The following is a 13,269-nucleotide window of genomic DNA, read 5'->3' on the forward strand; positions in this document are numbered from 1 at the left end:
ATTATTTGTACATGACTTAATAACTGAACGGTAAACGCCAAAAAGACGAGGTGAAAGTGTTTAAATCTTTATTAATAAACAAAGCAGATGAACGCTATAGTGCGCAACTTGTTGAAATTGCTGAAAGTGAGCTGCCGCAGGGGGATGTTGAGGTAAATATTGAATATTCCTCCATCAACTACAAAGACGCGCTGGCCATTACGGGCCGTGGCCCAATCGTCCGGCACTTCCCAATGGTGCCAGGCATTGACTTTGCCGGTACGGTGTCCGCCAGTTCACATCCGGAATATCAGCCCGGAGATAAGGTTCTCCTGACAGGCTGGGGTGTAGGGGAAAAACACTGGGGTGGACTGTCTGAAAAAGCACGGGTAAAAGGAGACTGGCTGACGCCGCTGCCGGCTGGCTCAAACAGCAAACACGTAATGGCAATCGGAACAGCAGGTTTTACCGCGATGCTGTGTGTCGACGCGCTACTGAATCATGGTATTAAGCCTGAAGATGGTCAGGTACTAGTTACTGGTGCCAGTGGAGGTGTCGGGAGCATTGCGGCCATGATCCTGGCGTCGATGGATTACCGCGTGACCGCGTCTACTGGTCGACCTGAAGAAGCTGCCTGGCTTTATAAAACGGTCGGTGTAGAGGAGATTATTAATCGTTCCGAGCTTGCCTCCCCTGGAAAACCGTTACAAAAAGAACGCTGGGCTGCCGCCATTGATACAGTCGGTAGCCACACACTCTGCAATGCCTGCGCCGGGGTGCGGTATGGCAGTATTGTTGCAGCCTGCGGCATGGCTCAGGGGATGGAATTGATGGGCAATGTGGCTCCGTTTATTCTGCGTGCTGTCACGCTGAAAGGGATTGACAGTGTCATGTTCGCGAAAGAGAAAAGAACAGCGATCTGGCAACAAGCGGTACAGTATTTACCAGAGTCCAGACTGGATAGCCTTACCTCCATTTACCCGCTCAGTGACGCTATAAATGTGGCTGAAAAACTTCTGAGTGGAGGAATTCGTGGCCGGGCAGTAATTCAATGTAGCTAATGAGATGGAAGCCAGGCTCGGCCTGGGGGGGGATAATTACAATTAGGGGCCGCGGCCCCTTTTTTACTGTTTAACCGTCGTATCCTTAGAGGGTTGATAGCGTACTGACGTTTTGAAATAGCTCCAAAAATCGTACACAGGCTGGGTTGAACAATAAAGTTTGGCACGCATCACGGCACCCTCCCAACTGCTCCAGAAAATGGCCGCCAGTTGTGTATCGTTCATATCGGAACAGATATCGCCAGAGGATAACGCATCGGAAAGACAGGACGCCACAATTGCCTGCCAGCGTTCAAGTATATCCTGAAGCTGTTTAATAAAGGATAGTGGAAGCCCCGGGCTCTCCTGCATCATATTGCCAACCAGGCAGCCCCGGGTGAAATTGTACTTTTTAATGCCGTCGCAGGCATCGTTGATGAAATTTTCCAGACGTACCATTGGTGGGCTGGATGATCCATGAAGGTGTTTTTTGAGTTTGTGCACAAAGAAACTGTCATAGGCGTTCAGAACTGTCTGGGCATATTCCTCTTTGCTCTTAAAATAGTAATAAAATGAGCCTTTAGGGACACTGGCATTTTTGACAATGGCATCGACTCCCGTCGAAAGAAAACCATTCTGCGTGAGCAGTTCAAGTCCACTGCGGATCAGGTCATTACGGGTATCTGCATAGGTACTTTCTGTTTTTCGTGGCCTTCCTCGTCTGCGAATTTCGCCAGTCATGACTCGTCTCCTGCATTTCATTGACGGAAAAGAATAAGTTATTTTCAATGGGAGCTTCAATAAGTTTATCCCCGACGGGGATGAGGTGGTCTCATATACCTCTTGGGCAGGAGCAGTGCCTGCATAGTAGGCCGTTGAAGTAAACCTGCTAACCCAGTGCAATGACGAATTCGCTTTGTCCGCTTCTAGCGCAAAGCTGGCATCCCAGCCTATTTATGACTGTAAAAGCACCTTCACATGATTTAGCCGCTTCGGGTTATGACGAGGCGCTTGTGTGACATGCTGGAATACCAACTTCGATACTTGCTGAAAGCCTGATTGCCCAGGCTAAACGCCCCTTAGAAATTTTTATGGCGAAATAATCACATAAGTCTCCTCCACTGTGTGTTACAACCGAGTTACAAATCGCCACCACTGGCAGTAAAGAGGCATTTCATGAAACTACGTATCACAAGAGCAATCGGCCTCAGCAAGTTCTCTCCACGTTGGGTTAAGGTTATCTGTTTACGATTGACTAAAAACGATATTGAGCGCTCCCTCAACGCTCTGTTGGCCACAATTGATGAATCTGAACTCTCCTCTGAGCAAGTAAATGCATTAAGGGAATGCGTTGACAGAATTAACCTGGCAAGGGGGAAGGGGATGCAGGCTTAGATTTTTTTGAATAAGAATGATTACAAATACACTCCTCACATACATACATCTGAGAATCCGAAATCCAGCACTCCATCCTTTCTGTCTCTTTTTTTCGACACAAAAACATGTGTTTAGTCACATTTTTAATTAATAAAATTTAAATTAAATGTAGTGCGAATGGTTGAAAGCGAGACCTTCAAACATGTATTCGATTAAAATTGCGCAGTTTTTACGAATGGAAATCATTAAATAACAGGCGGTTGCGAATTATTTACTTGCTTTATGATTGTGCGTAGCTTATTTCAGAGATAATTCAACTTTTTATAGTGCGGTTTGAAACTTGCTGATAATGCAACGCGAATTATATTTATTCATGATTTCTTTCATTAAATCATTTTTTTACAAACCCCAACATATGCAGCAGAACGTCGAGAGGTTTTGATGAAATTGAACATGATAGTGAGGAGCCTTGCCTTGGCAGGTATTCTGGGCTCAGTTAGTTTGCCTCTTTTGGCTGCTGAGTCATCGAAAGACGCAACAGCACCTACGCAACAAGCTAACAATGCCTTATATAATCAACTTCCTTTCTCCGATAACACTGATTTCACCAATGCCCATAAAGGGTTTATCGCTCCACTTCCTCAGGAAGTCATCAAGGGGGAGCAAGGAAATGTAATCTGGAACCCGCAACAATATTCCTTTATTAAAGAAGGCGATAAAGCCCCCGACACAGTCAACCCCAGTTTATGGCGTCAATCACAGCTGATTAATATTAGCGGTCTCTTTGAGGTCACTGAAGGTGTTTATCAGATCCGAAATCTTGACCTGTCGAATATGACAATCATCGAAGGTAAAGAAGGCATCACCGTTGTTGACCCGCTGGTTTCGGCAGAAACGGCGAAGGTCGGGATGGATCTCTATTTTAAAAATCGCGGCAAGAAACCTGTTGTGGCCATTATTTATACCCATAGCCACGTTGACCACTATGGCGGTGTGCGCGGCGTGGTGGATGAAGCTGATGTTAAAGCCGGTAAAGTGAAGGTCTATGCGCCCGCCGGATTTATGGAAGCGGCCGTTGCCGAGAATATTATGGCGGGTAACGTAATGAGCCGCCGAGCCAGCTATATGTATGGCAACCTGCTTAAGCCAGATGCTAAAGGTCAGGTGGGGGCCGGTCTTGGGACCACCACCTCTGCAGGGACAGTGACGCTGATTGCTCCGACCAATATTATCGAGAAAGATGGCCAGAAAGAAGTTATCGACGGCCTGACCTACGACTTTATGCTCGCGCCGGGGTCTGAAGCGCCTTCAGAAATGCTCTGGTATATCGAAGAGAAAAAACTCATCGAATCAGCTGAGGACGTTACCCACACTTTGCACAACACCTACTCGCTGCGTGGAGCCAAAATCCGCGAGCCGCTGCCGTGGTCGAAATACATCAACCAGGCAATTGTGCGCTGGGGTGACAAAGCTGAAATCATCATGGCACAGCACCACTGGCCGACCTGGGGCAACGAAAACGTTGTCAAACTGCTGAAAAGTCAGCGTGACCTCTATCGCTATATCAACGACCAGACGCTGCGAATGGCGAATGAAGGGCTAACCCGTGATGAAATTGCGGCCAACTTCAAGCTTCCGGACTCACTGGCGCATACCTGGGCAAACCGCGGGTATTACGGTTCAGTCAGCCACGACGTAAAAGCTACCTATGTGCTGTATCTGGGCTGGTTCGACGGCAACCCGGCGACACTTGATGAGCTGCCACCTGAAGAAGGCGCGAAAAAATTCGTAGAGTATATGGGCGGCGCGGATGCAATCCTGAACAAGGCGAAAACCGACTTCGACCAGGGGAACTACCGCTGGGTGGCGCAGGTGGTGAGCAAAGTGGTCTTTGCCGATCCAAACAACCAGGCGGCACGCAACCTGGAAGCTGATGCGCTGGAACAGCTTGGCTATCAGGCTGAATCTGGTCCGTGGCGTAACTTCTACCTGACTGGTGCGCAGGAGTTGCGTAACGGCGTGGTGAAAGGTCCAACGCCGAATACCGCCAGCCCGGATACTGTTCGCGCCATGACGCCAGAGATGTTCTTCGACTACCTTGCCGTACACATCAACGGTCAAAAAGCAGGGGATGCCAAATCGGTGTTTAACATCGATCTGGGCAACGATGGTGGCAAGTACAAGCTCGAGCTGGAGAACGGGGTGCTGAACCACACAGCCAACGCCGAAGCTAAAGATGCCGACGCCACCATCACTCTTAACCGCGACACGCTTAACAAAATTATCCTGAAAGAGGTCACGCTCAAGCAGGCCCAGGACAGCGGTGATGTGAAAATTTCAGGTGATGGGGCGAAACTCGACGCTATGCTCGGGTATATGGATAAATTTGATTTCTGGTTCAATATCGTTACGCCTTAAAACTTTCCCCTGCGGGAGGTCTCTCTCGCAGGGGAATTTATTCCAGTAGTTAGCATTAGTCATGCTGCTATTTAACTGCTCGGTGAAAATTGCTCATTCACAAATCACAGGTAAATATGAACGGGATAAGGTTCGCTCTGCTGATATGTTTTCTCTTTTTCGCCGTCAGTTTAACTTTCGCTGCTGAGCCCCGTCAGGAACCGACGGAGCAGGATCGAGCACGCACGCTTTATATCTTCCACACTCCTATCGTCATGCTGCAGGCCAAGTTTGGTCAGACAACGCCGGAAGAACGAGTTTTACGCATCCACAATACTCTGCGTAATTTCACCCAGGCGGATGTCCGTGAGCCAATAAAAATTGTCCCCGTCACCCGTTATAACCAGCAGGGGAGACTGTTCTTAATGAATGGCAAGCCGCTAATGTTGCTGACGCAGGCAGACCTTGATGAGGGTGATGACCTGACTCTGGATCAAGCCGCGCAACGCGTGCTGGCGCGAATGGAGGCGCAACGCATCTCCCTTCACGATCAATACGATTCCGGTTGGCTTGCACTTTCCACATTGAAAACCACTGTGGGGTTGGCGGGTTATTTACTGCTTTCCTGGGTGGCGTGGCGCTCATGGCGCAGGGTCAAGAACTACTTTCGTCGTCGGATTGCAGAAAATCGTGGATGGATCCCCAAATCCTGGCGGCGTTTCATAGGGGCTGTTGAAGCTCGTTTATATGCCTTGCTGATGATTTTCTTGGGAATCATTGGTTTTTATGTCTGGCTTAGCTGGGCGTTTAGTCTTTTCCCGTGGACCCGGGTTTGGGCAACATCGTTGGGAGACTGGTCCCTGCGTGTTGTTCGTCAGATTTTCTTATCCATTGTCTCAGCTTTGCCGGGGTTGATGATTGTTTTGATAATTTTCATCATCACCGCTTTTATTCTTAAGTTATTGAAAATGACACTCAACCAGGTCGAGGTGGGACGCTTACAGTTCCCCGGTCTGCATCCTGAAACCGTCGGGGCGACCAGGAAACTCCTCTCGGTCGTGGTGTGGTTATTTGCTCTCTCAGCAGCCTATCCGTTTCTTCCTGGCGCAAATTCACTGGCCTTTAAGGGTATAAGTGTCTTCTTTGGTCTCATGCTGACGCTGGGGTCTGCTGGGGTGATGAATCACGCTATGAGTGGCCTGGTGCTGATTTACTCACGCGCCTTGCGCAAAGGAGATGTTATTCGTGTTGCGGATAACGAAGGAAAGGTGAGTGAAATTGGCATGCTCGCAACAAAAATTATAACTCGCGAAAACTATGTAGTGACAGTACCTAATGCTGTCGTAGTGAGTGGCAAGATAACGAACCTCAGTGCCCAAAATAATGACGGCAGTGTCAACTTAACCGTAAGCGTCACCATCGGGTACGACACCCCATGGCGGCAGGTTCATGCCATGCTTGAATTGGCAGCCAAGCGAACAGAATTCGTGGATCTTACGACCGCGCCGCTGGTGCGCCAGTTGGCTCTGATGGACTGGTATATAGCCTATGAGCTTCAGGTCAGGCTAAAAAACGATGTGTCACTGGCCATCGCGCGAAACGCATTGTTCAGTAATATCCAGGATGTATTCAACGAATTCAATGTGCAGATCATGTCGCCCAACTTTGTCATGCAGCCTGAAGGAAGCGTCGTGGTCGCAAAAGATAACTGGTATCCCGCCCCCGCTGTTGCACCAGAACGCGACAAATAATACTGACCATTAAAGACAGGCAGATGGCATATGAAAAAATCGACGTTATTTTCTCTACTTGCTTTTCTTTCTCCAGCGACACAGGCCAGCGCACTCTATTTTTACGAAATTGGGACTGAAGATACTGCGCTTGCAGGTGCTGGCCAAGCTGCGCGCGCGCAGGACGCCTCTACCATAGTGACTAACCCGGCAGGAATGACGCGGCTACCTGATCATATGTTTACAGGCGGATTACAGGCAATGGATGGAGATATTTCCTATCACCTTGATGATGATAGTGGACGTAAAAATCCTGGCGATATCATGCGGTTTTTTCCAAATGCTAGCGCCTTTTATACACAGAAACTCAATGATGCACTGTATGCCGGGCTAGGGTTATATGGCAATTACGGGCTGGGGATTGATTTTGGTAACTGGGCTGGCGACCGTCTCATAAAAAAGAGCACCATGGTTGCAATGACTTTAAGTCCGTCTTTAGCCTATAAATTAAGCGAACGAGTATCAGTTGGTGGTTCAGTCAATGTCAATTACGGATTCCTTTCTCTCACACGTAATGTCGACAATGAAGATGAAAAGCAGAATGATCATGACTGGGCGCTGAGTTATCGTCTGGGCTTATTAATGGAGCTCACCGATAAAACTCGGGCGGGAATCTCCTGGACTAGCAAAACAGACTATGACTTTAATATAGATGCTAAAGCTCGCTTCCCAAACTTACCCAACGTTGAATATGAAATTCCTGTTTTAGCGCAGGTCAGGGCACCTCAGCAGATAATGTTGAGTCTGGTGCATGATTTCAATAAGACATGGTCAATTATGGGTGACCTTGGATGGCAGGACTGGAGTCAGTTTGGCAGTCCGCAGGTTTCTGTCGCCGGGCAAGATGCAAATCGGAAAAACCGTCTCAAAGATTCCTGGCATACCGCGCTGGGGTTACAGTATCGCCCTACCGAATTATGGCGCATTAACGCCGGTGTGGCTTTTGACAGCACAGTCTATAAATCCCAGAATGACGTGGCACTTTCCTTACCTACAGGTGATGAATGGCGATTTGCAACAGGTGCGCAATATCAAATTACACCACAAAGTAATATTGGTTTTGCAGTATCATACCTAAATATGCAGTCTTCTCGGGTCCAGTCACCGGAGCAATTCAAAGGTAGCTATGATAATCCTTATCTTTGGTTTGCCAGCCTGAACTACAGTTATCAATTTTAAATACTCGCCTCGAAAAGTTTTGATTAGGTCTGCCACCGGTTAGTGCAGGCCTTTTTTCTATTAAAATCGTGGCGATTAGATTAGGGAACTAACTCGGTAGCTCGTAAGTTTAACGTATTGTAATAGCTGTTACTTAGTGTCCAGCTAGCCGCTTTAGCCAGCTCTTCTGCATAGCGTGCTCCTAAAACGTTGCAAAATCCGCAACATAAGTTTATAAATGTACTGTACATGCATACAGTAATTCATTGCGGAGGGAAAAATGAAAATCGAGTTAACCATTGATCGCATGAAGAAACTTCCTGATGGAGCTATACCTGCACTCGAGTCTGAACTGCTCAAAAGGCTCAGCAAGCAGTTTGATAATTGTCAGCTAACGATCAAGCGTGCCAGCAATGATGGGCTGACTGTTTTCGGAGGCGACAAAAAAGAGATCGAACATATCGTGCAGGAGACCTGGGAAAGCGCGGACGAGTGGTTTTATTAATCGCTTGAATTTCACTGGAGCAGTTTCAAAGAGTATCGCTGTTTGCGTTCCCCTGGCTGTTCCCGATTACTGTTTACCGCGTCAATTAGTCGCTATGGGGGAAATAGTGTGTAGTGCAGATGCCTTTAATGCAGATGATCAATGGTACGACGTGGTCAGAAGGGCCGATAAAGCAGTTATCTATAGCTTCCCGGCTGAGGGCAGATATCTGGTTTATCGAGTAAATGGAATAGTTTCGTTACGACCGTTACTTGAAGAGGAAGAAATATTCACTCTCAACGGGTTCATGCAATTTGCAAAACGACTGGGGTACCGAGTTACACCACCGTCTGATATTATTCTTTCATAGGCCTGAACACCCTATACCTGATGCGCCACGGAGAGAACCATGGCGCTAGAATTACAACTTATCAAACACCACTCAGGAATACTGATCCCGGCTACGCCCGAGACCAGCGATATCCTGCAATCAAATACTCGGCTCGGCGATGTTCTTGTTGCCGAGTTCAGGCGGGTACGTAACCCGGCGTTCCATCGGCGCTTTTTCGCGCTTCTCAATCTCGGTTTTGAATACTGGGAACCAACCGGCGGGGCTATCTCTAGCAACGAGCGGAAGCTGATTACCGGCTACGCCAAGTACCTGGCTTCATATGGCGGGAACGAGGGGGCTCTGATCGATGCTGCCGAACAGTACCTGGAACAGGTTGCTTATCGGCGTGTCACGAATGGCATTAGCCTGTGCAAATCCTTCGATGCTTACCGCTCATGGGTGATCGTTGAGGCAGGGCACTTTGATGCCATTCAGCTACCTGACGGAACACTAAAAAAACATCCTCGTAGCATCTCATTCGCCAACATGGACGAGTTCGAGTTCCAGCAGCTCTATAAAGCTGCGCTCGATGTACTTTGGCGCTGGGTCCTGTCCAGTTCATTCCGCAGCCGTGACGAGGCCGAAAACGTCGCCGCGCAGCTGCTTGGCTTTGCGGGGTGATGGAATGAAGTATTCCTGGTTCCACCACACCGATTGCAGCACCGAACAGGCCGACGAATTGGTTAAGCGATACAAAGCGCGCAGCGTGCGAGTAGAGCGCAGCCTTAATCAGGATTACGTGACCTGGACTGTCAGTGCGTTCCTTCCGACATCTAACACACCAGCGCGCCCGAACAGTCGCTGGCGAAACCGGATGTGGGGGTGAACGTGAAGACATATCAAATCACTTTGCCCTGGCCGCCGAGCAATAACCGGTATTACCGGCACAACCGCGGGCGCACTCACATTAGCGCTGATGGCGTAGCGTATCGCTATGCGGTCGCCAGTGTCATTCGAAGCGCCCGGCTTAATATCCGCACGGCCGCACCACTAAAAATCCGAATTGAATGTCACATGCCCGACTGCCGGCGCCGTGATCTGGATAACCTGCAGAAGGCAGCTTTTGACGCTTTAACCAAGGCGGAATTCTGGCTGGATGACTGCCAGGTAGTCGACTATCGCGTTGTGAAAATGCCTGTCGTTAAGGGCGGGAAATTAGAACTCACCATTACCGAGTTGGAGACCGCATGAATCTTGAAAACACCCTCAAATATCACTTCGCCAAATCGACAATGATTAGCGACTCTCCGCGCGCTACGGCGTCAGACTCATTAACCGGAACGGATATCATGGCTGCTATGGGCATGACGCAGGAGCGGGCAGCCTTGGGTTACAGCGCCTTTCTCGGGAAGATGGGTATCAGCAATAATGACCGGGAGAGGGCGATCGAACTGCTGGCCCAGTACGCGTTGACTAAGTGCGATCGGGTTGCGGCATTACGAAAGCTTGATGCAGTGGTTAAACCACTGGTAATGCACCAACTGGCCACCTTCGCGTTCGAGGACTATTCCCGCAGCGCCGCCAGTGTGAAGCAGTGCGATGGCTGCAATGGGGAAGGGTTTATTGACGCTGAGGTTTTCAGCATGAAGTCCCACACTCCGGCAAAAGAGAAGAAATTCGTGAAGATGTCGCTGAGTATGGGTGTCGAAAATATTCGACCTTCTGAGTATGAGGTACGGAGGCAGGTCAGGGAGGTAGCACGCGTTCTCTGCCCTCAGTGTAAGGGGAAGAAGGTTGTTAGTTGTGCCTGTAGAGATTGTCATGGCCGCGGGAGAGCTGTTAATCAGGCTCTTACAGAGCAGCAGGGCGTTCCGGTACTGGCTGATTGCAAGCGCTGCAGTGGGCGGGGGTTTGAGCGAATTCCATCAACGGAGGCTTACGCAGCTTTAAGGGAGATAACGGATGCAATCAGCCTCGATACATGGAAGAAATCTGTTAAGCCATTCTACGATCAGCTCATCACCAGGTTTGACATCGAAGAGGCCTGGGCTGATGCGCAGCTGAAGCAGATAACAAAATAGGGCGTGAATTTATCGTGAACTATTTACTTTTCCCGAATCTGTGGTAATTTTGCTCCAACGATGGGTTATTGCCTTCGTTTAAAGCCCTGCGGTTAACTCCGTGGGGCTTTTTGCTTAATAGCGACTTAAGAATATCTAAAACCATTCACCCCTGCGGTGACTTATAATTTCCCCAACAACGCAGGAGGGAATATGGAAGAAGGTTTCTACTGGATTCAGCACAACGGCAGGATTCAGGTTGCTTACTTCAGCAATGGCGTTACTGAAGACCTTGAGACGGGACTTACTTTTAATGGTATTTGGCATCTGACACAGGGTGACGACATCTGCGACAACGGAGAAGCTGAGGTGATTGAAGGCCCTCTCCCTCTACCATTTAGATGAATATATTCATCTGATTATGTGGCAGATTCTTCATACTGCACATATGCTTCTTAAGCATCCTGCGGAATGGATGTTTCTGAAAGCGTTTTTGTGGTGGATCCCCCTAAGCGGAGGGGCGGTTCAGCAGGACATTTCTCCAGAGTGTCCAACCAGCGCGCGGAAATGAATGCTGTGATCATTTCCACCGGGAGGCACCCGGCACCACTCCCTCAGTTATTGCCAACTTAGCTATTTATGCCTGCTTGTCCGAGCAGGTTTTTTTTTATTTCTCCCTTGTGTTTTGTAAGAGACCTCAGAGCTAAGAAAGGGTGTTAAACCTCAGTACGTGTTTTAGCAAAACGATCCTCGAAACATTACAAACTCGTCTGAGACAAAAAAGCGCGGAGAACGACATCACTCCTCTCCGCAATAATAATTCCATCTTCTGCCCGATTGTCTTTCTTTTATCCACAAAAGCTAAAGTCATGACTTAATGTAAATAATAACATCTTTAAACTATGTGGGCAGTTAATTATTTTTTTGTTTAAATGACTCTCCTTAAGGATTGTTTAATCTATTGCTTTCCTAAGGGAGAAAGAAGCGCCGAAGAGTATCAATCATCATCAGGCTGCCGTATGGCAGCCTTTTTTATTTTTATCAACAGCACCCGCACTTAGCGAGGTGAGAGACCATGAAAATGAATGATTCAGGGAACATCTTCACGCAGTTCTTCGCGTGGGTAGCAGCTCTGGCGTCAGCCATTGGATTTACCACTCAGGATCTGGTGTTCATGTTCTTTGGCGCTGCTGGTCTGCTTATCTCGCTAGCCTCGTACATTAACGGGCGGGTAGATGCAAACCGCAGGCGTAGAGAGGATGAGAAGCGAACAAAAATGGTCAATGACTACCTGAAAGGCGTTGGTGATAAACCCCTCCACGAGCGTCCCGCTGCTGCAAGCGTGGTCGTTGAGGCATTACAAAAGGAAGGTGAGTGATGGGATCCAGAGCAAAGTTGAGTACCGCAGTTCTAGGGCTGATACTGGCTGGTGCTCCTGCATCCGTAATCCTTGACCAGTTTCTGAATGAGAAAGAGGGTAACAGCCTCACGGCCTACAAAGATGGCGGCGGTATCTGGACTATTTGCCGCGGCGCAACGATGGTTGATGGTAAACCGGTTGTGCAGGGCATGAAATTGACTCAGGCTAAATGCAATCAGGTGAACGCCATCGAACGCAATAGGGTTCTGGCGTGGGTTGACCGCAATATTACGGTACCGCTTACCGAACCTCAGAAAGTTGGGATCGCTTCTTTCTGCCCGTACAACATCGGGCCGGGTAAGTGCTTCCCGTCCACGTTCTATAAGCGCATCAATGCCGGTGACCGCCACGGGGCATGCGAGGCAATTCGCTGGTGGATTAGAGACGGTGGCCGCGACTGCCGCCTGACTAAAGGCCAGAAGAACGGCTGCTACGGTCAGGTAGAACGGCGAGACCAGGAAAGTGCGCTGGCGTGCTGGGGGATCGACCAGTGAAAATTGATCCGGGTCTTATCGGCGTTTTCATTATTGCTGGCCTTTCGGTTGCCCTCGTTAAGAGCTGCTCGGAGGCCAGTAATCTTCAAAGCGAAAACGACGTTCTGCGAAGTGACAATTCTCTGCAGGGGCAGGTGATCGCTACCCAGGCATTCAACTTCAATCGATTCAATCAGGTTGCAGAACATGCCAATAGGCTTAACTCCCTGATTGATACAAGCACCGAAGAAACCGTAATCGAATACCGGGAGATTCTCCGCCGTGAAAAAACCTGTGATCTGCCTGTTCCTGCTGACATCGCTGGTGGGTTGCTCAAATACGCGCACCGTTTACGTGCCAGCGCCTTGCGCACCGATACCTACAGACCTGACACAGCCGATGATCGTTCCGCTGCCGCCAGATCAATGACGTACTGTCAGGCAGTCTTGTGGATTAAGCCGCTACTGGCCGTAATTGAGAAGGGCAACAATAATTTCGCTGGCATAAGGCAGATCGAGCAGGAAAGAAAGAACTAGGGATATGGCTCATCCTTGAGCACACGGGTATTTCTGAACGACGGCTTTACCTGACATAGCAAAGCCTCCTTTAAATTTTAGAAAACACATGAGATTTAACAACTAGAAGTGGCAAATCAAAAAAAGCCCTCATCAGGAGGGCAACCGGAGTCTCAGTTTTACTTGCTCTTTTTATCGATGTTTCCCTGGAGTTGGCATTCTCCACATCAGAGTCCTGAACAGTT

The 13,269-nt window shown here is 48.8% G+C and carries 15 protein-coding genes; 14 read left to right on the forward strand and 1 reads right to left on the reverse strand.

The window, feature by feature from the left end; translation table 11 throughout:
• Positions 1-56: 56 nt before the first annotated feature.
• Complete coding sequence (locus CWR52_RS22795; RefSeq protein WP_104950848.1) at positions 57-1,040, forward strand: MDR family oxidoreductase; 984 nt, start codon at positions 57-59, stop codon at positions 1,038-1,040.
• A gap of 63 nt (positions 1,041-1,103) precedes the next feature.
• Here the strand turns inward: CWR52_RS22795 and CWR52_RS22800 are convergent, their stop codons facing one another.
• The gene (locus CWR52_RS22800; RefSeq protein WP_047651451.1) at positions 1,104-1,760 is read right to left on the reverse strand and encodes a TetR/AcrR family transcriptional regulator; all 657 of its coding nucleotides are present in this window, start codon (positions 1,758-1,760) and stop codon (positions 1,104-1,106) included.
• A 1,077-nt stretch (positions 1,761-2,837) separates the two neighbouring features.
• On the opposite strand from CWR52_RS22800, the gene CWR52_RS22810 reads away from it, so the two are divergent.
• The 13 genes from CWR52_RS22810 to CWR52_RS22870 all read left to right on the forward strand — a co-directional run bounded on the left by CWR52_RS22810 (position 2,838) and on the right by CWR52_RS22870 (position 13,045).
• Positions 2,838-4,814 carry an alkyl/aryl-sulfatase gene (locus CWR52_RS22810; RefSeq protein ID WP_104950850.1) on the forward strand — a complete coding sequence of 659 codons (1,977 nt, stop codon included), beginning with the start codon at positions 2,838-2,840 and terminating at the stop codon, positions 4,812-4,814.
• A 116-nt stretch (positions 4,815-4,930) separates the two neighbouring features.
• Positions 4,931-6,544: a mechanosensitive ion channel family protein gene (locus tag CWR52_RS22815; protein ID WP_104950851.1), complete on the forward strand. Its 1,614-nt coding sequence runs from the start codon at positions 4,931-4,933 to the stop codon at positions 6,542-6,544.
• Between the two features lie 30 nt (positions 6,545-6,574).
• A complete protein-coding gene (locus tag CWR52_RS22820) occupies positions 6,575-7,762 on the forward strand; it encodes an OmpP1/FadL family transporter (RefSeq protein WP_104950852.1) in 1,188 nt (395 codons plus the stop codon).
• Between the two features lie 259 nt (positions 7,763-8,021).
• Positions 8,022-8,246: a DinI family protein gene (locus CWR52_RS22825; RefSeq protein ID WP_104950853.1), complete on the forward strand. Its 225-nt coding sequence runs from the start codon at positions 8,022-8,024 to the stop codon at positions 8,244-8,246.
• A gap of 94 nt (positions 8,247-8,340) precedes the next feature.
• Entirely contained in the window at positions 8,341-8,595 is a 255-nt protein-coding gene (locus CWR52_RS23630) for a hypothetical protein (protein WP_104950854.1), read from the forward strand.
• A 39-nt stretch (positions 8,596-8,634) separates the two neighbouring features.
• On the forward strand, positions 8,635-9,237 hold the full coding sequence (locus CWR52_RS22835) for a DUF1367 family protein (RefSeq protein ID WP_104950855.1): 603 nt from the start codon (positions 8,635-8,637) through the stop codon (positions 9,235-9,237).
• 4 nt (positions 9,238-9,241) lie between these two features.
• Positions 9,242-9,442 (forward strand): hypothetical protein, encoded by a 201-nt coding sequence (locus CWR52_RS23495; protein ID WP_104950856.1) that lies wholly within the window; start codon positions 9,242-9,244, stop codon positions 9,440-9,442.
• 2 nt (positions 9,443-9,444) lie between these two features.
• Positions 9,445-9,807, forward strand: coding sequence for a crossover junction endodeoxyribonuclease RusA (gene rusA, locus CWR52_RS22845; RefSeq protein ID WP_048224443.1), 363 nt, complete (start codon positions 9,445-9,447; stop codon positions 9,805-9,807).
• Positions 9,804-10,637, forward strand: a complete 834-nt coding sequence (locus CWR52_RS22850) for an antitermination protein (RefSeq protein ID WP_104950857.1) — start codon at positions 9,804-9,806, stop codon at positions 10,635-10,637. Before rusA ends, CWR52_RS22850 begins: the two co-directional genes overlap by 4 nt.
• Positions 10,638-10,829: 192 nt before the next feature.
• A complete protein-coding gene (locus CWR52_RS22855; RefSeq protein ID WP_047958756.1) occupies positions 10,830-11,021 on the forward strand; it encodes a hypothetical protein in 192 nt (63 codons plus the stop codon).
• 670 nt (positions 11,022-11,691) lie between these two features.
• Entirely contained in the window at positions 11,692-11,994 is a 303-nt protein-coding gene (locus tag CWR52_RS22860; protein ID WP_014832171.1) for a hypothetical protein, read from the forward strand.
• Positions 11,994-12,530 (forward strand): lysozyme, encoded by a 537-nt coding sequence (locus tag CWR52_RS22865; RefSeq protein WP_104950858.1) that lies wholly within the window; start codon positions 11,994-11,996, stop codon positions 12,528-12,530. The genes CWR52_RS22860 and CWR52_RS22865 overlap by 1 nt, the downstream gene beginning before the upstream one ends.
• Positions 12,527-13,045, forward strand: a complete 519-nt coding sequence (locus CWR52_RS22870; protein ID WP_104950859.1) for a hypothetical protein — start codon at positions 12,527-12,529, stop codon at positions 13,043-13,045. Before CWR52_RS22865 ends, CWR52_RS22870 begins: the two co-directional genes overlap by 4 nt.
• Positions 13,046-13,269: the final 224 nt, after the last annotated feature.

The sequence above is a fragment of the Enterobacter sp. SGAir0187 genome (assembly GCF_002952735.2).
Taxonomy (GTDB): domain Bacteria; phylum Pseudomonadota; class Gammaproteobacteria; order Enterobacterales; family Enterobacteriaceae; genus Enterobacter; species Enterobacter quasiroggenkampii.

Coding starts and splice junctions, on each gene's coding strand:
- CWR52_RS22865 (WP_104950858.1), top strand. CDS start 11,994: ATGGGATCCAGAGCAAAGTTGAGTACCGCAGTTCTAGGGCTGATACTG.
- CWR52_RS22860 (WP_014832171.1), top strand. CDS start 11,692: ATGAAAATGAATGATTCAGGGAACATCTTCACGCAGTTCTTCGCGTGG.
- CWR52_RS22820 (WP_104950852.1), top strand. CDS start 6,575: ATGAAAAAATCGACGTTATTTTCTCTACTTGCTTTTCTTTCTCCAGCG.
- CWR52_RS22815 (WP_104950851.1), top strand. CDS start 4,931: ATGAACGGGATAAGGTTCGCTCTGCTGATATGTTTTCTCTTTTTCGCC.
- CWR52_RS22810 (WP_104950850.1), top strand. CDS start 2,838: ATGAAATTGAACATGATAGTGAGGAGCCTTGCCTTGGCAGGTATTCTG.
- CWR52_RS23495 (WP_104950856.1), top strand. CDS start 9,242: ATGAAGTATTCCTGGTTCCACCACACCGATTGCAGCACCGAACAGGCC.
- CWR52_RS22835 (WP_104950855.1), top strand. CDS start 8,635: ATGGCGCTAGAATTACAACTTATCAAACACCACTCAGGAATACTGATC.
- CWR52_RS22800 (WP_047651451.1), bottom strand. CDS start 1,760: ATGACTGGCGAAATTCGCAGACGAGGAAGGCCACGAAAAACAGAAAGT.
- CWR52_RS23630 (WP_104950854.1), top strand. CDS start 8,341: ATGGGGGAAATAGTGTGTAGTGCAGATGCCTTTAATGCAGATGATCAA.
- CWR52_RS22855 (WP_047958756.1), top strand. CDS start 10,830: ATGGAAGAAGGTTTCTACTGGATTCAGCACAACGGCAGGATTCAGGTT.
- CWR52_RS22825 (WP_104950853.1), top strand. CDS start 8,022: ATGAAAATCGAGTTAACCATTGATCGCATGAAGAAACTTCCTGATGGA.
- CWR52_RS22850 (WP_104950857.1), top strand. CDS start 9,804: ATGAATCTTGAAAACACCCTCAAATATCACTTCGCCAAATCGACAATG.